This window comes from Streptomyces sp. AC550_RSS872, assembly GCF_019049285.1.
GTDB lineage: Bacteria > Actinomycetota > Actinomycetes > Streptomycetales > Streptomycetaceae > Streptomyces.
On record NZ_JAGMUL010000058.1, the window covers coordinates 106,190 to 127,392 of the forward strand.

A 21,203-nucleotide genomic window follows, 5' to 3' on the forward strand; every position below is an offset into this window, starting at 1 on the left:
TTATAACTGTCAGGTTCGAGAGTGTCAATAACTTCAGTGATAACCTCTAACCATGGTGAACTCGGAAGCGGAGACCCCCCGCGCGCGCTACCGCGCCCAGGTGCGTACGGAGATCAAAGAGCGCGCGTGGGAACAGATCGCCACGGCGGGCGCGTCCGCGCTCTCCCTCAACGCGATCGCCAAGCAGATGGGCATGAGCGGACCCGCGCTGTACCGGTACTTCGGCGGTCGCGACGAGCTGATCACCGAGCTCGTCAGGGACGCGTACCGAAGCCTTGCCGACACCTTCCGCGCAGCCTCGCAGGGCGGTGCCGATGTGACCGCGCTGGCGCACGCCTTGCGGGGATGGGCCCTGCGGGACCCACAGCGTTACTTCCTCATCTACGGCACGCCCGTCCCCGGCTACCGAGCGCCCGACGACACGACCGCGATCTCGTCCGAGATCATGGCGACCCTGTTGGACGCGTGTGCCGCGTTGCCCCTGGGTGGACCGGCGACACCGTTCGACGCGCACGTCGAAGACCACCGGGACTGGGCGGACGGCCATCCCGCCCCGCCCGCGGCCCTCCGTCGGGCCCTGACCTTCTGGACCCGGCTGCACGGCGTCCTGTCCCTGGAACTCGCCGGCCACTTCACCGGCATGGGAATCGACCCCGCGCAGCTCTTCGCCGCCGAGCTGGACGACCTGACGGGTGCGCCGGCGAACTGACCACGTCCACCCGGCCTTGGTGCGTGCCCGCGGCGTGCCCTTCGGATCGGACAACCCGGCGTCCACCCAAGCGCCGTCGCTTCCCAAGCTGAGAGCGCGTCGAAGCCGGCCTGTCCGGACAGCCGGCCTATCCGGACAGGAGGTCCCCCGTCTCCTGGGCGCGCGCCAGGTAGCGGTAGTGCTCGCTGCTGTTCAGCAGTTCGTCGTGGGTGCCGGTGGCGACGATCCGGCCTTCGTCCAGGATCGCGACGAGGTCGGCGGCGCGGATCGTCGAGTACCGGTGGGCGATGACCAGCAGGGCACACTCGTGGGTGATCCGGCGGATCGAGCGGCGTAGCGCGGCCTCGTTGACCGCGTCCAGATGGGCTGTCGGTTCGTCGAGGAGGAGCAGGCTCGGGTGGGTGAGCAAGGAGCGGGCCAGGGAGATGCGTTGGCGTTCGCCGCCCGACAGGGCCATGCCGCGTTCTCCGGCCGCCGTGTCCAGTCCGTGCGGTGACCGGGCAACCATCTCGGTCAGCTGCGCCAGTTCGATGATCCGGTCCAGTTCGGCGGGGTCCGCGTCGGGCGCGGCGTACAGCAGGTTCTCGCGCAGCGTGCCGTACAGCACGGGAGCGTGCTGCTCGACCAGTCCGATCCGCGAGCGGTGCTCGGATCTGTCCAGGGTGCGCACGTCCCGTCCCTCGAACAGGACGCGGCCGGCGTCGGGTTCGTAGAAATGCTCCGCCAGCGCAAGGACGGTGGACTTGCCCGCGCCGGAGCTGCCGATCAGGGCCACGTGGCCACGCGGTGGGACCGTGAAGGAAACTCCGCGCAGCACCGGTCGGCCCGGCTCGTAGCCGAACCACACGTCCTGGAATTCCAGTACGGCAGTGTCGTGGCCCGGCCGCTCGGGCACCGCAGGCCGGACGCCGGAGTCGCTCGGCGGGTGGGGTCCGGGTTCGCCCGGCAGGTCGAGGATCTCACTGATGCGCCGTAGCGCGCCGAGGCCCTGGCGCATGGTGCTCAGCGCCTGGAAGACGGCGGCGACCGGGGACATGAGATACAGCATGTAGAGGAGAAAGGCGGCGAGTTCGGCGACCGAGGCGTCACGGCCGGCGACCCGTACCCCTCCGATCAGCAGTACCAGGAGGAACGATCCGTTGATGGTGAGCGTGATCGCCGGGGCGACCACCGCGTCCAGGGCTCCGACCCGCACGCTCTGCGTGTACGCGGACCGGGCCTGTCGCCCGATGCGCTGCGTCTCGCGGTCCTCCGCCCGGCTGGCGCGCACGGTGCGGATGGCGCCCAGCGCTCGCTCCAGTTCGGCGGTCATCGCCCCCGTCGCCTGCTGGGCGTGCAGCGCGGCCCGCTCGATGCCGCGCAGTACCGAGACCACGGCCAGCGAGCCGAGCGCGATCACCGCCAGCACCAGCAGGAACAGCATCCAGTCGAGCCACACCATCAGTACGACGACGCCGACGAGGCCGACCGTGCCGGTGACGGCGTCGGTGAAGCCCTCTGAGACGAGCAGGCGCAGCGCGGTGCTGTCGGCACTGGTGCGGGCGATCAGATCGCCGGTGCGGTGGTGGTCGTATGTGCGCATGGGCAGTCGCAGGAGGTGGGCGACGAGGTCGAGGCGCAGGCCGAGGACGACGCCCTCTCCGGTGCGGGCGAGCACATAGCGCGCCACCGCCTGAACCGCGGCCTGCGCCAGGAAGAGCACGACGAGCAGCCCGATGGCGCCGCCCGTCGCCGTGCCCGTGCCCGCCGCCTCGATGACCCGCTTGACGACCAGCGGTTGGGCCAGGGCGAGCGCGGAGGCGGCCAGGGCCAGCACCGCGGCCAGGAGGATCCGGTGGCCGTGGCCCCGCAGGATGCGCCGGATCTCCTGTGGTCCCGTGCGTCGTCGTCGGCCGCCGGTCGCCACAGCTGGTGAGTTCGGTGGGTGCCTTGGGTGCCTCGGGTGCCTCATACGGTGCCCCCGGAGCGGTCCGCGTCCGCTCTCCCCAGGTGCTCGGAGCCGACGCGCTGGAGCACGACGTAGCCGGTCCTGACCCCGGGGATGTCGCCGAGCACCTCGCCGTACAGCTCCGCCCAGGCGTGGAAGGCGAAGCGTCCGCCGACCGACGAGCGCTGCCGGGCCACGACGATCTCGGCGGGAAGCCCCAGTGCGGTGAGGTAGGTGACGATGGCGTACGAGCGGGGCAGACACAGCGCGTCGGGGTCCGCCAACCGGAGCGCCGTGAGGGAGGTCAGCACTTCACGGCGGGCCAGGCGGACCGCCTGCGAGGGCTCCCGCCAGGTGTCGTCGTCCCGGACCACGGGGCGCTGGGCGCGCAGCTGCCGCTGGGCGTCGGGCCAGCCGCGCCGCCGGAGCAGGCATGCGGCGCGGACGGTACGGGCAGCGGCGAGCAGCCGTGTCCCAAGGGGTGGACGGGGCGGTGTGGCGGCCTGGCCGACTGGTCCGGGATCCCACAGCAGGAACTCCCATGCGGCGACCGGACCGACGCGGGCGTTCATGGCGACACGGAGGTGTCGGCATCGGGCTCGGCGAGGCGCGTCTCGATGAGCCGGCCGGCGAGCGTGGCCAGACCTTCGCGCAGTACGGCGTCGGTGGCGTCGATGCGCTGCCCGAGGTCGTGGAGGGCCTCCTCGGTGGTGTCGTACCGCAGCGCGGCCTTCAGCATGAGCGTGGCGACGGGATTCAGCTCGTAATACGCGCCCTCCGCACCGTCGAGCAGCACTCCGGCGCCGTCGGCGGGGTCGAAGACGGTCTGTTCGGTGAGCCGGAGCAGCGGCATGGCGGTCACCTCCGGTCGTCCGCCCCGCGGGGGCGGAGATGTGCGTCCAGGTGTGCTTCGAGGTCGCGCAGGAACAGCTCGACCATGGCGGAACAGAGCAGGTTCTCGGCATTGCGGCGCAGCGCCCGCGGGTCCGCGAGCACCTCGTCGAGGCGCCGCGGGTCGACGACTCCCAGGGCGGTCAGCCGGGCGTCGGGGGCACCGAGGATCCTGGCGAGCGCCCCGGGGTGACGTAGGCACCACGTCTCGTCGGGCGAACCCAGCCAGGTCCGCCCGTAATGGCGCCAGACGTCGGACGGCAGCCGGTGGGCGGCGGCCAGCCGCAGCACGGGCTTGTCGATGGTCCGCCCGGCGTGCGGGATCAGGCGGTAGGCATCGGGCAGCCTGGCCGCGAGGTGCCGCAGCAGCCGGCCGCCGAGAGGTTTGGCGAGGTGAATGCCTCGCGGCCGCCACAGGGCAAGGTTCAGCGTGTGTTCCTGGGGTGCGAAGTCGATGTCGTACGACTCGGGGTCCGCGCCCGGCACCGGGACCAGGAAGTCGCTGCCGAGTTCCACCTCGGCAAGTCCCTCCGGGTCGGCGTAAAGGGAGTACGAGGGTCTGGCACTGCGCAGGATGCGGCTCAGCTCCCAGCGAGTGCCGAGCAGTCCGCGCAGCATGCACCACTTCTCGTACGACGGCACGTCACCCGTGAGGATGTCGTGCAGCCCGTACCGGAGCGGGCCGAAGAGCATGTCCCCCTCCAGGCCGGACAGCAGGATCCGCACCCCGTCCGCCGCGATCCGGTCGGCGACACGCTCCAGCGAGCGCAGCCAGACGTGGTTGAAAGGGTGGGAGAGATCGCAGGTGGTGGCGAAGTAGTCGTCGTCGGCCTGGACACGGGGGACGGTCACCAGGGGGACGCAGAGGTGCCGGCACACCTGCCGCGCGTACGAGGACTCGTCCGCGGACGGGTCGTCGGTGCCCATGTGGTACGCCGTGACGTCGGCGCCATGGTCGGTCAGTGCCGCCAGAACGGTGGCCGAGTCGACGCCGCCGGAGAGCAGGATGCCGATCCGGCCCGGACCGGTGCTGTCCGGGGCGTATCGGCGGGTCTCCTCCAGCAGCAGGTCGTAGGTGAGCCGTGCGTACTCGTGGAGGGTGAAGTGGCGCGGCAGGTCCAGGGGGGTGGCCGGCTCGTACGTCGCTGTCCGAGTGGAGCGGGGGCCGAGGACGGCGAACTGCCCGGAACGCAGCCGCCCGAGGTGCGGATAGAGGAAGACGTCCTCGCCCCGGCAGCTCCGCCAGAGGCTCTCTCGGTCGAAGTCCGGGAGACGACCGTCCAGCAGATCCCTCGGGTCGGAGGACCAGGACACGCCTGCCCCGGTCCTCCGGAAGAAGATCTGGTCGGGGCTGGAGAGCCCACGGAACAGGACGACCCGCTCCGGTGTGACGATGCAACCGGAGAGTTCCGCGGGAAGCTCCGTGAGTACGTCGGCGAGAGCCCGGTACTGCGCGCGGGCCGACGCATCGGAAATGTTCTGGACGAATTCCAGAGATGGACGGAACAGCAGCGGGCCGGAGAAAAGCACGCGCGCTCCGTTTCCGGGCTGCGGCGGACCTTTGGCAATTCCAGGGATCAACCATTGAAGGGAAAAACATCCCTCTTTCGAAATATCCGGGGGATCCTGTACGCCGCCTCTCGCATCGATCGCCACGACACCGTGGCGCGGCGGCCCGCACCGATACGCGATTTCGGGTACGGCGTGCCCCGAGCATCCCGCCAAGTCTACGACGAGGTGCTGGCCGGACATCAAAGCCCCTCCCTGAACAGCTGTTGAAGCACCAGGTGAGGGGCGGGGTGACAGCTTGTCACAGGATGTTTCCGTGACCGAGGAGGTCGGGGACACCGCGGCGGAGCTGCCCGGTCAGTTCCTCGATCCGCCCGAGGCGAATCAGAGTCGGGGCTGCATACCTCAGCATGTTCTCACCTTCTTCCTTGCACACTTAAATCTATTACCAGACACCCCCCGGCGCCAATCCGCAACAGGGGCCTCGAGAAAGTTGGTTGACCGCGAAATGGTGAAGAAACTGAAGAATTCCAGGCATGTATTCGAGCGTGATCACCGAACGCGGATACGCCGAAGGTCCGTCGGCCATCTGCGCGGGTGAACCGGTCGGTTGAGAGCCTCGGCGTTCGCGGCGTTTCGCGTGCTCGGCGTGCGCCGAGCCCGTACCAGCAGAAGGTCCCCACCGTCCAGGGGGACTGCTCCCGGCTCTCTGCTTGGGCTGGCCTCAGCTCCGAAGCACATGCCTGCCGGAGTGATCACGGGAACGCCCGTGCCTACCGTGATGTGGCATGCCAACCTTCTTACCGACTTCGGAGACCGGCAGGCGCATCGGCCTCGCGGCCCTGGTGGCGGCCACCGTGCTGGCCACCGGCCCGGCGGCGTCCGCGCAGGCGCCGGGCTCACGCTCCGGCGGCGGCTGCGGCACGCACGACCAGACCCGCCAGGCGCTGCGCGTACTCACCGACCGCGACGGCATCACCGGGGCCGCGGTCCTGGTGAGCTACCCCACCGAGGACGAGCCCTGCGACCGCCTGGCCGAGGCCGCCGGAACGGCGGATCTGCGCACCGGACGCCCGATGAACAGCGTCGACCGGCTGCGCGTCGGCAGCGTGACCAAGACGTTCACCGCGGCACTCGTCCTCCAACTCGTCGCCGAGCACCGCCTCTCGCTTGACGCCCCCGTCGACCGCTATCTGCCCGGCCTGATCCACGGGCACGGCCACGACGGGAGCCTGATCACCGTACGCCAACTCCTGCACCACACCAGCGGACTGCCCGACTATCTCGACGCGCCCGAATGGGAGCATCCCGAGCGGCTGCGGTACCGCCACTTCGAGCCGCGCGACCTCGTCACGCGTGCTCTCGAACTGCCGCGCCCGCAGGGCACCTGGCACTACGCGACCACCAACTACCTCGTCCTCGGCCTGATCGTCCGCGAGGTCACCGGCCGTACCCCCGAGGCGGAGATCACCCGCCGCATCATCAAGCCCCTCGGGCTGCACGACACCTACTGGCCCGGCGACGACACCCGCCTCCGAGGACCTCACTCCCGCAGCTACTTCACCGACGGCGACGGCCGACGCGTCGACGGCACCGCCTGGAACATGACCTTGGGCGGGGTCGGCGGCGCCCTGGTCTCCTCGCCGGGCGACCTGACGCGGTTCGCTGCCGCCCTGTTCGACGGCCGGCTGCTGCCCGCGGCCCAACTGGCCGAGCTGCGACGGACGGTGGAGGCCGACGCCGACCGGCTGTGGCCGGGCGCCCGCTACGGGCTGGGCGTGATCTCGACACCGCTGTCCTGCGGAGGGACGTGGTGGGGGCACGGCGGCACGGTGCCCGGCGGCCACCGGGCGCTGGTCGCCGTCGGCCCCGGCGGCCGGAGCGTCGCCGTCGCCCTGAACGAGGTGCCCGCCTCGCTCCAGGCCGAGCTGGACTTCCTGGACCTCGTCGACAAGGCCCTCTGTGAGGGCAGCTCTCCCGAAAGGACTTCCGCGTGACCGGCTCCCCTTCCCACTCCCCTTCCTCCCCCACCTCCTTATCCCGTACGGCTCCTCCGCCTCCGGCCTTGCCCCCTGCCCCCGCCTCCCCCGCAGCCTCGAGCACGACCGGCCCCCGTGGTGCCACGACCGGCGGCCTGCACCGGCTCGTGTCGCGCACCGCGGCAGGGGCCGCCCTGTGCCTGGTCGGGGCGCTCACCGTCGCCGCGTCGCCCGCAGCGGCGGCCGCACCCGCCGCTGCGACCGCGGACCCCCTCGCCCGCTACCACCAGCAGCACCTCGACTGGAAGAGCTGCCTGCTCGGACCCGACGACAAGACCGGCAAGGAACTCCAGCAGGCCGGCGCCCAGTGCGCCGATGTCACCGTCCCGTTGAACTATGACGACCCGGACGGGCGCACGATCACCGTCGCGATCTCGCGGATCCCTGCCACCGACACGGCCCACCGCGTGGGCGCGCTGCTGCTCAACGGTGGTGGTCCCGGCGGGCAGTCGATCGGCGACCCGCCGTGGGTGCGCACGGCGATGAAGCAGGTCGGTGAGCGCTACGACGTGGTGGGCGTCGACCCCCGTTTCGTCGGCCGCAGCACGCCGCTGGACTGCCACTGGCCCACCGGCTCCTCCGTACGCGGCGCGGGCACCGACCGGGCGGGGTTCGACCGCGCGGTGGCCCTGGCCGAGGAACTCGCCGGTCGTTGCCGCACGTCCCAGGGCGACGTCCTGCCGTACGTCACGACCCGGAACACCGCGCGCGACATGGACGTCATCCGCGCCGCGCTCGGCGAGCCCCGGATCTCCTACCTCGGCTACTCGTACGGCACCTACCTCGGCCAGGTGTACGCCTCGATGTTTCCCGGCCGCACCGACCGGGTCGTGCTGGACGGCGTCGTCGCTCCCGACCGCTACAACCCCCGGCTGCTGCGCGGCACGGAACCCGAGAACCGGCGGGCGCTAAAGGGCTGGGCCGCCTGGGCAGCCGCCCGCGACACCGCCTACGGTCTGGGCCGCACCCGGGGCGAGGTGCTGGCGGCCGTCGACAGCGTCCAGGCGGCGGCCGGACGTACGCCCCTGGTGATCGGCGACCATCGGGTGGACGAACTTGTGGTGCCCGTCGTCGTCTTCAGCGGCCTCTCGCAGGACAACGACGCCGCCTACGCCGATCTCGCGCAGGCCGTACGGGACATGCGTCGCGCCGCCGGCGGTCACACGGTCACCCCCTCGCCGTGGCTGGCCGAAACGCTCGGCTTCCTGCTGACCGGATCCGAATCCTCGTACGGCAGTGCCCAGACAGCGATCCTGTGCGGGGACGCGTCCGCGCCGCGCTCCCCCGAGGTGTACTGGCGCGATGTCCAACGGGCCCGCGCGCAGGACCCGTTGTTCGGTCCGGTCACCAACAACATCGGTCCATGCGCGTTCTGGGACCCGCCGCGCGAACGCCCGACCACGATCCGCGGCGACCTTCCGGCCCTGCTCGTCAACGCGACCGGTGACCCGCGCACCACCTACCGGAGCGCGCAGTCGGTGCGCCGCATGTGGCCCTCCTCCCGCCTGGTCACCCTCCGCGGCGCGGACCAGCACGCCGTGTACGGCGTCTTCGGCAGCTCCTGTGCCGACGCGACGGTCAACACCTACCTGGCCACTGGCCGCCCGCCGGCCACGGACGTCACCTGCGACCGGCCTGCCGGCTGAGAGAGGCGCTCCGGCGGCCGCCGCTACCCCGGCCCAAGGACCACTTCTTGATCACCATGTACAACTGCTCACCGCGTGCGGTGGCGCTGCCGACGGACAGGTGACCACGGATGACAGGAGGTCCGCGCGGCCCCGGAAGGGTTCGCGCGGACCTCCGCCGCGTCAGGCGGAGGTCCTCAGGCCACGCCGAGAAAGCGCAGAACGGCGAGCACCCGGCGGTGGTCCGCGTCGGCCTTCGGCAGGTCCAGTTTGGCGAGGATGCTGTTGATGTGTTTGGCCACCGCGCTCTCGCTGACCACGAGTTGCGCGGCTATTCCGGCGTTGGACCGGCCGCCCGCCATCAGCTCCAGGACCTCGCGTTCTCGTGGGGTGAGCCGGTCCAGCGGGTCGCTGTGGCGGCGTACCAGCAGCTGGGAGACCACCTGCGGGTCGAGCGCGGTGCCGCCTTCGGCCACCCGCCGTAGTGCGTCGGCGAACTCCTCGACGTCCGCGACCCGTTGCTTGAGCAGGTAGCCGATCCCCGACGTGTGGGCGGACAGCAGATCGGCCGCGTACCGCTCCTCCACGTACTGGGAGAGCAACAGTACGGCCGTACCGGGCCACTGCTGTCTGATGACCAGTGCGGCTCGCACCCCCTCGTCGGTGTAGCCGGGAGGCATCCGGACGTCCACCACCGCGATGTCCGGCCGCTGTTCCTCCACCGCCGCCAACAGCGCCTCGGCGTCGCCCACTTCGGCAACCACCTCGAACCCGGCCATCTCCAGGACCTTGACCACGCCGATCCGGAGCAGGACGGAATCCTCGGCGATCACGGCACGCACGGCAACTCCACGGTCATGACGGTCGGTCCCCCAACGGGACTGTCGACCGACAGCCTGCCATCGACCGACGCGACCCGTTTGGCCAGCCCGGCCAGCCCGGTACCGCCGGCGGGTTCGGCGCCGCCCACGCCGTCGTCGCTGACGACGAGCACCAGGGTCTCGCCGAAGCACTCCACCGTGACCTCGGCCCGGGACGCCTCCGCGTGCTTCACCACGTTCGTCAGCGCTTCGGAGACGATGAAGTACGCGACGGCCTCGACCGCGGGCGACGGCCTCGACGGCAGGTTCACCGTCACTCCCACCGCAATGGGCGCCCGGGCCGCGATACCCGAGAGCGCGGCGTCGAGGCCGCGATCCTCCAGAACGGCCGGGTGCAGTCCGCGCACCAGATCGTTCAGCTCCTCTATCGCCTCCTTCGCCTCCCGGTGCGCCTCGTCGATCACGCGGCGGGCGTCCTCGCTCAGGTCACCGAGCGTCGCCTTGGCCAGCCCGAGGTTGACCGCCAGGGAGACCAGCCGCTGCTGGGCACCGTCGTGCAGATCGCGTTCGATACGCCGCCGTTCGGCGTCGACCGCGTCAACCAGGCCCGCCCGGCTCTCGGCCAGGTCCTCCACCCTGCGCGCCAACTGCTCCTCTCGGCTGGGCCCGAGACGGACCGTGGCGGTGCGGGTGTCGAGCCGGGCGAGGGCTCCGGACAGCCAGGATGCCGCGCAGAGCAAGGCGATTCCGGCGGCGGTGACGTATGCACCCGAGGGGGTGTAGCCGGCTTGCCCGAGGCGCCGCTCCGGCGGAACGAGCCAGATCCACACATAGATCGAGGCGGCCACGGCGGACGTGGCCCACATCAGCAGGGCGAAGACCGCTGCGAGTGCCAGGAGCGGCCCGAACAGCAGGTGGTAACCGAGCTGCCGCCGGCCCGCCGGGGAACGCAGCCACTCGGGCAGCCGGGGACGCGGTCCCCCATAGGGCGAGGCAATGTCCACACCGAGACGGGTGCGGAAGCGGGCTCGCTGGACCTCGGTCAGCAAGGGCCCGGCCGACACGACGGCGGCGAGCGGGACGAGAACCGCGAGGAGGGTCGCCGCGGGTGTTTCCGGGACGAAGAAGATCCATGGCAGAGCCATGACGACCAGGACGGCGAGCTGGATCAGGACCCCGGTGACGATGAACGCGGCCGGGCGTCCGGCGCCCTGGAACGGCCACTGGATCACGCGCCGCAGGCGGGCGGTTATGTGCATGAGGGAACGGTAAGTGCCGAGGTCAGGGGTGGTCCATGACGTAGGGGTCCGTCTTGGGGGTGTAGTTGGTGCCACCCCGGAACGGACATCTGCGTTACTGACTGTGATCGCCGCGCGGTCGAGGCTGGAGGCCATGAAGGAGAACCGCGAACGCGAGGAGTCCGGGCCGATGGATGCGCTGATCACCCGTCAACCGCAGGGTGTCGAGGGCGGGTCTGCTCTGCGGCGGGCACACCGCTGGTACCGGATGGAGTACGTCCTGGTCGCCTGCGGGCTGTCCCTGCTGCCCTGGCTGGTCGTGTTGGCCGACAGCCTGCCCGCAGCGGCCGTTGCCTCGAACTGGCGCACGGTCTGGATCGGCCTGGACGCTGCGGAGGCGGTGGCCCTGATCGCCACGGGACTGCTGGCCGTACGAGGGCACCGCCTGCACTCGCTCACGGCCACCGCCGCCGCCACGCTGCTGGTGGTCGACGCCTGGTTCGACACGATGACGGCGGCACCGGGCGCGGATCAGCTCTCGGCGGTGGCGATGGCGGTCGGCGCGGAGCTGCCATTGGCGGTGGTGTGCGTCGTACTGGCGGCAAGGGGGCACGCCAGCCCCACCGTCTGACCGCCTCCCGGGCCTCCTCCGCGTGGCTGCGTGTGCGGCCGCAACGGCACTTCGCCGCGAGGTGCTCACGGCACGCCGCTCCGCCCGGGATGACCGGGCGCGCAGGCCGCCCGCGACACCGCGAGCGGCCTGCTGGAGTGAGTCGCCTCTACTGACTGCCTGTCAGTTCTCTTCGCTGGTACGGCGCTTGCGGGCGAAGTAGACCGCGGCGGCGCCGACCGCCGCGATGGCGAGACCGGCACCCGCGAGGACGGGAGTGCTGCTCGACGCGCCGGTCTCGGCGAGGTCACCGTTCGGGGCCGGGGTGTTCGCCCCCGTGTCCGTGCCGGGCTCGGGCGTGGCGGACTCGCTGGGGGCCGGGGACTCGCCCGCACCGGGCGTGGCCGATTCGCTGGGGGCCGGGGACTCACTCGCACCAGGCGTGGCCGGCTCGCTGGGGGCCGGGGACTCGCCCGCACCGGGCGCGTCGTTCTTGGCGAGCACCGCCGCGAAGGCGCCTGCGATCACCTTGTGACCGTCGGCGTTGGGGTGCGGGTCCTGCTTCGTGCACGCCCAGGTCAGCTGGCAGATCTTGGCCACGTTGGCCGGCACCTCGCCCGCGCCGGGCACGTTCACCTGGGTGGTGAAGTCGTCCGAGGAGAAGGCCCCTGCCACGTCCGCCACCTTGAAACCGGTGGACTTGTACACCTGGGTGATCCCGGCGTTGGCGGCCTGGACCAGGGGCGCCGACTCCTTGACGGCCTGCTGCCCCGCGGGCCCCTGCAACCAGGCCCCCAGGAACGGGTTGTGGTACGTCGAGCCCACGAACTGGGTGTCCTTCGTACCGGCCTGGCGGAGCGTGCCCGCGATCTGGGCGAGGTTCTTCGCCATGGCCTGGCTCTTGCTGTTCAGGCACGCCCCGTCGAGAGTGCCGGCCGGGCGGCTGACACAGTTCAGGAGGATGTCGTTCGCGCCCACGCTGAGGGTCACGTAGGCGACCTTGCCCTGGTGCTGGGCCATGGCCTTCAGGGCGGCGTCCAGCTGGGACTTGGCGTTCGGGTAGTCGCACTTTCCGCCGTTGATCAGAGACTCGGTGGTCTCAGCGGTGCAGCCCAGGCGTATGTGCTTCAGTCCGGGGGTGCGCTGCTTGAGCTGTGCGTAGAGCTGGTCGGGGTAGGCGACGTCGGTGTCCTTGTCGACGTCCGGCTGGTAGCCGGAAGCCAGGGAGTCGCCGAGCGAGATGTAGTACGTCGTGTCCTTGCCGCCGGCCGCATCGTCGGCGGCGGCCAGCCCGGGCGTGCTCAGCACGATCGTCATGGCAGAGATGGCCAGCGGGGGGCCGAAACGCTGAAGGGGTCTCATAACTTGCGTGCGCTTTCCAGTTGTTGGGGGGTTTGGATGCCGAAAAGCGTGGGCGTGAGACGTGGTGGGAAGCAGCGAATCTCATCCGCAGCGGTTTCCGGGCACCCGAAGAAGGCCTTTGTGAAGGCGTAGGGGGTTCCCGCCTCCGCGAGACTTGCCGGGTCTGCCCGACTTCGCCGCGGAGACGCGGGCGTCAATCTAGCAGGCCGAAAACCGACTTGAATATGGGGAGCCGACAAAACGACGGGGATGACGACACGTGTAACCATCAGAAAGGCTCGATCGGTCCGGAATTGGTGACCGAACCCGTTGGTAGCCATTCGTTGAGTGATCAACCGGGTGGTGAATACCCCTCGCAGCAGGCCGCCCACCTGTACGGGCTGGCGTCCAACTGCCGATTGTGGCTGTGTTTGAGCGCAGTGGCTGGCCAATTGTTCGACAGGTCGAATGACATCGGGCCTCGCGTTCGGCGGGCCGAATGGGACCGATCGCAGAATGCAGACGCAGGAACGTCGCCGGGGAGTTCGGGACGGGTCGCGGGAGCCTCCCACGGGCCGTACATGTGCAGCGGCGACATCAGGTCAGCATGAAGAACGGATAGCTGGCCGGAATGCCGGCAAGAGCAGAGGCGCCGCAACGGGCTCTCCGGATCAGCCGAAAGATGATGCGTCAGCTCGGCGTCCTGAGGTTTGCTTATTCGTGGAGATTTTGCGTCGGATCCGGCCTGCCAGATGCACGAGGAGCGGGCGTTCGGAGGGCAGGAGTTCCTGGTGGACACAGCAGGCTCGCCACTCCTGGTCTGCGATGCCGAGATGCTCACACTGGAGTGACCGATCGTCAGTCGGGCGCGAAATGCCCCGCAGCACCGATTGCTCCCCGAACAGACGATGATCGCGGTGCCCGGCCTCCTGGACGGGCACCGCGGTCGAGTCTGCCCGGTGGCGAATCTCGCAAGGGGCCTGGGCGCTGTCTCGTCGTCGATACAAAACCGACACACAACCGAGCAGGTTTCGCGCACCGGCCGAGAACCAACAGAGGCGGGCCGTACACGTGCGCGGTCGACCATCGGCGGCACGACCGCGAAGCACGTCGCGGGCTGTCCGACGGAGTAGCGCATGACCGACCCACGCCCAGTCCGTGAGCCACGCCGGCGCTCCAGGGGCTCCTTCGGCCGCCCGCCACAGGGCTCGGACGCGGGGACGAATCCGCCGGTCTCCCGCCGTCCGGCGCGCCGGCTCATCGTGCCGGCGACCGTCTTTCTGGCGCTCCTGGCAAGTGGCGCCGCCCTCGCCTACCGGGATCTGAGCGACAACCTCGCTTCGCAGGACATCGACGGGCAGCTGAACGCCGACGCGCGACCGGCACGGAAGGTACCGGGAGCGGTGAACGTGCTGCTGCTCGGGTCGGATTCACGGTCGGGAGCCAACCGTGAGTACGGCCGCGACGAAGGCAGCGCCCGCTCCGACACGGCCATGGTCGTCCACATGGCCAACGGCCGCAGGGACGCCTCGGTGATCAGCATCCCCCGGGACACCCTGGTCGACCGGCCGGCCTGCCCCACCAAGTCCTCAGTCGCTCCGGCCGCGCGGGCGGTCATGTTCAACTCCGCCTACGAGACCGGCGGCATGACCTGCGCCGTTGCCACGGTCGAGCATCTGTCGGGGCTGCGGATGGACCACGTCGTGGAGATCGACTTCACCGGTTTCAAGAAGCTGGTCGACAGGCTCGGGGGCGTGCGGGTGAACGTCCCGCAGGACATCCGCGATCCCTACAGCCACGCCCGTCTGTCCAAGGGAACGCAGCGCCTGAACGGTGAGCAGGCCCTGGGCCTGGTACGGACCCGGCACGGCATCGGCGACGGCAGCGACCTCGGCCGTATCAAGCTCCAGCAGACCTTCATGAAAGCCCTGATCACGCAGATACGTTCCGCCGACCTGCTGACGGATCCCGTGCGGCTCTACCGCCTGCTCGACGACCTCACCAGCGCCATCACCACGGACAAGGGCCTCGGCTCGCTGTCGTCGCTGACCTCCTTCGCCCGCTCCCTCGACGGCCTGGACACCGACCGGGTCGACTTCCGGACCCTGCCGGTCGCCCCCGCCCCGCAGGACCCCGACCGGGTGGTCCCCCGGCAACCGCAGGCGAAGGCCGTGTGGCAGGCGCTGAGCGCGGACCGGCCGCTGCCCGCCCGGACCGAAGGAGGAGGCGGACAGTCGTGAACGACACCGAGACCATCGTGCTGAACACCAGGTCCCGCGTGCGGGACGGCCAGACCCTCGTGATGAGGCGCCCAGCCGACCACGAGCCGGCCCCCGCCCGCCCTTCGTCCTACCTGCGCGGGCTCGACGGCGTCCGGGCGATCGCCGTCGGGTTCGTCGTCGTGTACCACGTCGATCCCTCCTGGCTGCCCGGGGGATTTCTCGGGGTCGACGTGTTCTTCGTCCTCAGCGGCTATCTGATCACCGACCTGCTGCGCACCGAGCTGCACCGTACCGGTCGCATCCGTCTCGGCCAGTTCTGGATACGGCGGGCCCGGCGGCTGCTCCCCGCGCTGGTCACCCTCCTGGTCACCGTGACCGCCGTGGCGGCGCTGTGGCGTCCGGAACGGATCGACGCATCAGGGCACGACGTGCTGTCGGCGCTCACCTTCACCAACAACTGGTGGCAGATCAGCACGGACGCCTCCTACTTCGCCTCCTTCGGCCCTCCGCCCCTCTTCCAGCACCTGTGGACGCTCGGTGTGGAGGAGCAGTTCTATCTCGCCTGGCCCCTGGTGATCCTGAGCCTGCTGTGGACGGCCCGGTACCGTGCCCGCAGCCGGGCGCGGGTGGCCCTGGTCCTGGCGGGGGCGATCGCGTCCCTCACCGCGATGGCACTGCTGCACCAGCCCGGCGAGGACGCCTCGCGGGTCTACTTCGGCACCGACACCCACGCCTTCGGTCTCCTGCTCGGAGCCGCGCTCGCGCTCGCCGTTCCTTCGGCCCATGCCTGGAAGCACCGCTGGGCCCGATTCGTGTGCGGGGCAGCCGGTGTTCTGGGGTGGGTCGTCCTCGGACTGCTGGCCGCACGGGTCCACTCCGACTCCGGGTACCTGTACCCGTGGGGCTTCGCCGCCGCCGCGTGTGCCGCGGGAGCCGTGGTCGTGGCCGCCTCCCGGACCGACTCGGTCTTCGCCACGCTGCTGGGCATCTCGTGGCTGCGCTGGATCGGCCGCCGGTCCTACGGGATCTATCTCTGGCACCTGCCGTTGATCGCCCTGGCCCTGCCGGACGGCCACAGCGCGGGCCAGGCCACGCGGACGGCTCTGGCAGCGGCATTGCTCTCCCTTCCTGTGGCGGCCGCCTCCTACCGCTGGGTGGAGGAACCGTTGCGCCGCCCGGGCGCGGGCCCGCGCCACGGACACCGGTCTGCGCGGCTCCCGCGCGCGGTGGTGGTGCCGGCGGTGCCCGCCGTGCTCGTCGCCGCCTGGGGTCTGACCACTGCCCATGGCGGCAACAGCGCCGCCGACCAGATAGCCGCGGGCGAACGCGCCCTCCACCACGCCGGAACGCCGTCCCCGGACCCGTCTGTGCCCCCGTCCGCGCACCCGTCCACACCTCCCCGCGCCAAAAAGATCACGGCCTTGGGCGACTCCGTCATGCTCGCCTCGGCCCCGGCGCTCCAGGAGCGTTTCCCCGGCATCGTCATCGACGCCAAGGTCAGCCGCCAGCTGGCCGTCGCCCCCGACGAGGTGCGATCCCTCGGCGAAGCCGGGCAGCTGAACCAGATCCTGCTCATCGGCCTGGGCACGAACGGGGTCGGCGGTCGGCAGAACCTCGAACAGGTCGTCGAGGCAGCCGGCCGGCGCACCGTGGTCCTGGTCACCGTGCACGGACCCGTCGCCTGGAAGGACCGGGTCAACACCGCCATCCGGCAGACCGCCGAGGCGCACTCGAACGTGGCGGTCGCGGACTGGGACCGCGCCATCCAGGGCAAGGACAACCTCCTCGCGAGCGACGGCATCCACCCCGGTCCCACGGCCGCGAAGCTCTACGCGAAGACGGTGGCCCAAGCACTGAAGCAGAGGTGAAACGGCCGGCACCGCAGCCGGGGCGTCATCGCCGCGTTCGCTGAAATGTGCCGGACCCCGGCGGGGTCCGGCGGTCAGTCCTTCCGGCCGGGCTACTGCCCGTCGGCGACGACGTCCCAGTGCTCGATGTCTTCGACACCGACATGGCGGCACCGGCACGTCCATCCCATCGCGGCTCCCCGAGGCATTGACTCCGTCGACCAGCGGGACCACCTCCGCCGAGAGGCAGGACTCCGGCCATCCGAAAGTCGCACTCCGTCGCTGGGCCACCGACAACGAAGAAGCCGGCGCCTCGTCCGCCTGACGGTGCGCGGCACAGCCCTGGCATGTCAGGGACGCGATCCTTCCGGGGTGCCGAGTGCGGTGCACTTCGCCGTACCGGGGGCCTGATCGGTTCTCATCCGCTTACTGCGGGACAGAGAGTGCCGGCGGCGCCGGTCCCGCACCGGGCAGAAAAGGACATATGCGGTGGATACGGCGACGAAGCCCAGGCGGATCAGGCCGCGGGTCGGGTCATGGGGAACGACGAAGACCGTGCCGTACAGGGTGATCAGTGCGATCCAGCTCCACCACGGCACCAGGCGCCGCTGCCCGATCACGTCCCACAGCAGGGTGCCCAGCAGGACCGAGGCGGTGTAGTACGTGTAGACGCTGGGGTCCAGGGCTATGCGGGCATTGGCGCCGAGCAGGACGACGGCGGGCCAGCGCCCTCGCCGGACCGCGACGCAACCCAGCGCCAGCCCCACCGCGGCCTGTGCGGGCCGGTCCCAGGGAGGGGTTTGCGGATCGTCGACGCCGAGCCAGCGCAGGGCGGACGCAGGCTGATTGGGGATGGTGAACTCGGCCGCGGCGAACGACTGCGGGGCACTGAGGAGGAACGGCAGCCAGACGAGCGCGACCAGACCCGCGCACCACAGCCCCGCGCGCAGCCACTGCCTTCTCGGCAGTGCGAGCAGCAACGGCAGGAAGGCCAGCGCGGTCGGTTTGGAGTCCATGGCCAGGGCCAGGAAGATGCCCGTCGCGGCGGCGTTGCCGCGGGTGAGGGCGCGTACGGCCAGGGCCGTGAAGAAGAGCGCCAGAACGTCGTCGAGGTGGCCGAAACGGACGGCGACCTCGATCCACATCGGGATGAAGGCCAGGCCCGCGATCAGCACCCGCTGCCGCAGCCGCTGGTGATTGGTGCCGGTGCCCAGGAAGTGCCAGGCGGCGCTGCGTCCGGCCACCACCAGGATGATCAGACCGAGCAGGGACATCACGGCGGCGGCCAGGAACTGCCCGACGGACTCGGAGAAGGGGTTGAACAGGCCCGCCGCCAGGAAACTGACGGGGCCCATCTGCAATTCCGGGTGGTGGGCGTACAGATTCAGACCGCCGTCCGCCCTGCCCGACCCCGCGTAGAGCAACTCCCCGCCCGTACGCAGGTAGTGCCAGGAGAAGCCCCCGTGCGGCTGGACCACGGCGAACCACAGGATTGTCCAGGCCGCGAGCAGCACCAGGTGCATCCGCTGGCTGATGGCCGACACGCTTTCTCCCTTGTGGTTCCGGTCGCATCGCACGGTTCCTTCAGGCCATGCGCCCCTCTTTGAGATGGCGGGAAGGCGGGGCAGGTTCTTTGTGTCAGGGGCCTGTCGCCGAATCTTGCGGAATTCTCCGTGGTCGGTAACAGACGGATCCTTCGCCCGCCTACGCCCCTCTTGCCGGATGCACAGGCCCCACAGCGACGGCGGGGAACAAGGGCGGCTTCCGGCACGACTGTCCGACGGCACGCTGATCGGCACCGTCAAGGACGTCACCGGTGTCATCACCGGCGACCCCGACATCTACGGATGAGGGGCGCGCCGATCTCCGGCTCGACAAGATTCCTTCCCGAGGACGGCAACCTTTCTTGGGCATGGCGCCGACTGGCAGGTACCCGGGTCCCAGAGCAAGGCCCGTTGCACCAGAAGGGGCATGCAGTTGCCAGATCAGAACCGCTCTCATCGCCGCCGACCGGCGACCGGCCGCGTAATCGCCGCCGTCGTGATTCTCGCCGCCGCGGGTACCGCCGTACCGCTGGTCGCCCAGGCCGCACTCACGCCGGACGCCCCCACGACGGTGGCCGCCGCAGCGTCCGACAGCGGCCGCTACTTCGGCACGGCAGTGGCCGCGGGCAGGCTCGGCGACTCTACGTACTCCACCATTCTCGACCGGGAATTCAACATGATCACCCCGGAGAACGAGATGAAGTGGGACACCATCGAACCCTCCCGAGGGAAGTTCAACTTCGGCCCTGCCGACTCGATCGTCAGCCACGCCTCCGCGCACGGCCAGCGCCTGCGCGGCCACACCCTGGTCTGGCACTCCCAGCTGCCCGGTTGGGTCAGCGCCATCAAGGACGCGGGCACCCTGCGCGGTGTGATGAACAACCACATCACCCAGCAGATGGCCCACTACAAGGGCAAGATCCACTCCTGGGACGTGGTCAACGAGGCCTTCGCCGACGGCCCCAGCGGCCAGCTCCGCAGCTCGGTCTTCCGGGACGTGCTGGGCAACGGCTTCATCGAGGAGGCCTTCCGCACCGCCCGTAAGGCCGACCCCGCGGCCAAGCTCTGCTACAACGACTACAACATCGAGAACTGGTCCGACGCCAAGACCCAGGGCGTCTACAAGATGGTCAAGGACTTCAAGTCCCGCGGCGTCCCCATCGACTGCGTCGGCCTCCAGAGCCACTTCAGCGCGGGCGGCCCGCCCGCCAGCTTCCAGACCACCCTGTCCAAGTTCGCCGAGCTCGGCGTGGACGTCCAGGTCACCGAGCTCGACATCGCCCAGGCGTCCGCCACCGCGTACACCAACGCCGTCAAGGCCTGCCTGAACGTCGCTCGCTGCACGGGCATCACGGTGTGGGGCATCCGCGACAGCGACTCGTGGCGCACCGGTGAGAACCCGCTGCTGTTCGACAGCAGCGGCAAGAAGAAGCCCGCCTACGACGCGGTGCTCACCGCCCTCGGCGGCAGCAGCGGCGGCGGCAACAGCAGCAGCGGCGGCACGACGGGCGGGGGCATCACCCCCGGCGCCGTCTACACGCTCTCCAACGCCGCCGCCGGCCGCGTTCTCGACCAGCCCGCGGGACACAACGGCAAGGGCATCCCGCTCCAGGTGTGGAACGCCAGCGGTTCCTCCAACCAGCAGTGGCGGGCCGGGCGGAACAGCGACGGCACCTACACGCTGACCAACGTCGCCAGCGGCCGGGTACTGGACGAGCCGGGCAACCAGACCGCCAACGGGACGAGGATGCAGATCTGGGACTCCAACGGCGGCGCCAACCAGCGCTGGCGGGCCCACCGGAACAGCGACGGCACCTACACGCTGACCAACGTCGCGAGCGGCCGGGCGCTGGAGATCCCCGGCGGTCGGACCGCCGACGGCACCCCTGTCCAGATCTGGGACTCCAAGGGCGGCGCCAACCAGCGCTGGAACTTCAGGCCGGCCGCGGTGACGAAGGCCGACACGTGTGCTCTTCCGTCGACGTACCGGTGGAGCTCGACCGGCCCGCTGGCGCAGCCGGCGAACGGGTGGGCCTCGCTGAAGGACTTCACCACCGTGACGTACAACGGCAAGCACCTGGTCTACGCGACCGCCTCTGACGGTTCGTCGTGGAAGTCGATGGGATTCGGTTCCTTCTCGAACTGGTCGGACATGGCGTCGGCCCGACAGACCCAGATGAGCCAGTCCGCGGTGGCGCCCAAACTCTTCTACTTCGCGCCCAAGAACATCTGGGTGCTGGCCTCCAATGGGTGGGGTACCCAGTGGCCCTTCGTCTACCGCACGTCGAGCGACCCCACCAACCCCAACGGCTGGTCCGCGCCGCAGCCGCTGTTCACCGGCAAGCTCCCTGACGGCAGCGCGATCGACCCGACCCTGATCGCCGACGACCAGAACATGTACCTGTTCTTCGCCGGTGACAACGGCAAGATCTACAAGTCGACCATGCCGATCGGGAACTTCCCGGCCAGCTTCGGCTCGTCGTACACGACGATCATGAGCGACACGGTGAAGAACCTGTTCGAGGCGCCGGAGGTCTACAAGGTCAAGGGCCAGAACCAGTACCTCATGATCGTTGAGGCTCGGGGGGCGACTGAGCAGCGCTTCTTCCGCTCGTTCACGGCCTCCAGCCTGAACGGTCCGTGGACCCCGCAGGCCGCCACCGAGTCCAACCCCTTCGCGGGCAAGGCCAACAGCGGCGCCACCTGGACCAACGACGTCAGCCACGGTGACCTGGTCCGCGACAACCCCGACCAGACCATGACCGTCGACCCCTGCAACCTCCAGCTCCTCTACCAGGGCCTGGCCCCCAACCAGCCGCCGGGCACCGACTACGTGAAGCTGCCCTACCGGCCGGGCCTGCTCACCCTGCGGCGCTGACC

17 protein-coding genes are annotated in these 21,203 nt (G+C 70.2%); 8 read left to right on the top strand and 9 right to left on the bottom strand.

Annotation, left to right across the window (positions count from 1 at the left end; genetic code table 11):
• The first annotated feature begins 52 nt into the window (after positions 1-52).
• Positions 53-709, top strand: a complete 657-nt coding sequence (locus KUM44_RS23595) for a TetR/AcrR family transcriptional regulator (protein ID WP_217210734.1) — start codon at positions 53-55, stop codon at positions 707-709.
• A gap of 127 nt (positions 710-836) precedes the next feature.
• On the opposite strand, the gene KUM44_RS23600 is transcribed toward KUM44_RS23595, so the two are convergent.
• The 5 genes from KUM44_RS23600 to KUM44_RS23620 all read right to left on the bottom strand — a co-directional run bounded on the left by KUM44_RS23600 (position 837) and on the right by KUM44_RS23620 (position 5,448).
• Entirely contained in the window at positions 837-2,615 is a 1,779-nt protein-coding gene (locus KUM44_RS23600; RefSeq protein ID WP_308402702.1) for an ABC transporter ATP-binding protein, read from the bottom strand.
• A 41-nt stretch (positions 2,616-2,656) separates the two neighbouring features.
• Positions 2,657-3,208, bottom strand: a complete 552-nt coding sequence (locus tag KUM44_RS23605; protein ID WP_217210739.1) for a lasso peptide biosynthesis B2 protein — start codon at positions 3,206-3,208, stop codon at positions 2,657-2,659.
• Positions 3,205-3,489 carry a PqqD family protein gene (locus KUM44_RS23610; protein WP_217210741.1) on the bottom strand — a complete coding sequence of 95 codons (285 nt, stop codon included), beginning with the start codon at positions 3,487-3,489 and terminating at the stop codon, positions 3,205-3,207. Before KUM44_RS23610 ends, KUM44_RS23605 begins: the two co-directional genes overlap by 4 nt.
• Before the next feature lie 5 nt (positions 3,490-3,494).
• A complete protein-coding gene (locus tag KUM44_RS23615; protein WP_217210745.1) occupies positions 3,495-5,057 on the bottom strand; it encodes an asparagine synthase-related protein in 1,563 nt (520 codons plus the stop codon).
• A 280-nt stretch (positions 5,058-5,337) separates the two neighbouring features.
• Positions 5,338-5,448 (bottom strand): lasso RiPP family leader peptide-containing protein, encoded by a 111-nt coding sequence (locus KUM44_RS23620; RefSeq protein ID WP_217210753.1) that lies wholly within the window; start codon positions 5,446-5,448, stop codon positions 5,338-5,340.
• A 376-nt stretch (positions 5,449-5,824) separates the two neighbouring features.
• Here KUM44_RS23620 and KUM44_RS23625 point away from each other — a divergent pair, with 376 nt between their 5' ends.
• Complete coding sequence (locus tag KUM44_RS23625) at positions 5,825-7,033, top strand: serine hydrolase (RefSeq protein WP_217210755.1); 1,209 nt, start codon at positions 5,825-5,827, stop codon at positions 7,031-7,033.
• Between the two features lie 149 nt (positions 7,034-7,182).
• Entirely contained in the window at positions 7,183-8,721 is a 1,539-nt protein-coding gene (locus KUM44_RS23630) for an alpha/beta hydrolase (protein ID WP_308402703.1), read from the top strand.
• 176 nt (positions 8,722-8,897) lie between these two features.
• On the opposite strand, the gene KUM44_RS23635 is transcribed toward KUM44_RS23630, so the two are convergent.
• Together KUM44_RS23635 and KUM44_RS23640 are read right to left on the bottom strand one after the other, a co-directional pair.
• Positions 8,898-9,542, bottom strand: coding sequence for a response regulator transcription factor (locus KUM44_RS23635; protein WP_308402704.1), 645 nt, complete (start codon positions 9,540-9,542; stop codon positions 8,898-8,900).
• Positions 9,530-10,780 (bottom strand): sensor histidine kinase, encoded by a 1,251-nt coding sequence (locus tag KUM44_RS23640; protein ID WP_217210760.1) that lies wholly within the window; start codon positions 10,778-10,780, stop codon positions 9,530-9,532. Before KUM44_RS23640 ends, KUM44_RS23635 begins: the two co-directional genes overlap by 13 nt.
• A 133-nt stretch (positions 10,781-10,913) precedes the next feature.
• Here KUM44_RS23640 and KUM44_RS23645 point away from each other — a divergent pair, with 133 nt between their 5' ends.
• Positions 10,914-11,390 carry a hypothetical protein gene (locus KUM44_RS23645; RefSeq protein ID WP_254389967.1) on the top strand — a complete coding sequence of 159 codons (477 nt, stop codon included), beginning with the start codon at positions 10,914-10,916 and terminating at the stop codon, positions 11,388-11,390.
• Positions 11,391-11,552: 162 nt separating this feature from the next.
• Here KUM44_RS23645 and KUM44_RS23650 read toward each other — a convergent pair whose 3' ends face one another.
• Positions 11,553-12,686 carry an SGNH/GDSL hydrolase family protein gene (locus KUM44_RS23650; RefSeq protein ID WP_217210762.1) on the bottom strand — a complete coding sequence of 378 codons (1,134 nt, stop codon included), beginning with the start codon at positions 12,684-12,686 and terminating at the stop codon, positions 11,553-11,555.
• Between the two features lie 1,160 nt (positions 12,687-13,846).
• Between KUM44_RS23650 and KUM44_RS23655 the strand changes: the two genes are divergently transcribed.
• On the top strand, positions 13,847-14,950 hold the full coding sequence (locus tag KUM44_RS23655) for an LCP family protein (protein WP_217210763.1): 1,104 nt from the start codon (positions 13,847-13,849) through the stop codon (positions 14,948-14,950).
• Positions 14,947-16,800, top strand: a complete 1,854-nt coding sequence (locus tag KUM44_RS23660; protein ID WP_217210765.1) for an acyltransferase family protein — start codon at positions 14,947-14,949, stop codon at positions 16,798-16,800. The genes KUM44_RS23655 and KUM44_RS23660 overlap by 4 nt, the downstream gene beginning before the upstream one ends.
• 329 nt (positions 16,801-17,129) lie before the next feature.
• Here KUM44_RS23660 and KUM44_RS23665 read toward each other — a convergent pair whose 3' ends face one another.
• Positions 17,130-18,302 carry a hypothetical protein gene (locus KUM44_RS23665; RefSeq protein WP_254390007.1) on the bottom strand — a complete coding sequence of 391 codons (1,173 nt, stop codon included), beginning with the start codon at positions 18,300-18,302 and terminating at the stop codon, positions 17,130-17,132.
• Positions 18,303-18,501: 199 nt separating this feature from the next.
• Here KUM44_RS23665 and KUM44_RS46835 point away from each other — a divergent pair, with 199 nt between their 5' ends.
• Positions 18,502-18,630: a hypothetical protein gene (locus KUM44_RS46835; RefSeq protein ID WP_302186036.1), complete on the top strand. Its 129-nt coding sequence runs from the start codon at positions 18,502-18,504 to the stop codon at positions 18,628-18,630.
• A gap of 120 nt (positions 18,631-18,750) precedes the next feature.
• Entirely contained in the window at positions 18,751-21,201 is a 2,451-nt protein-coding gene (locus tag KUM44_RS23670; RefSeq protein ID WP_217210767.1) for a non-reducing end alpha-L-arabinofuranosidase family hydrolase, read from the top strand.
• Positions 21,202-21,203 lie beyond the last annotated feature (2 nt).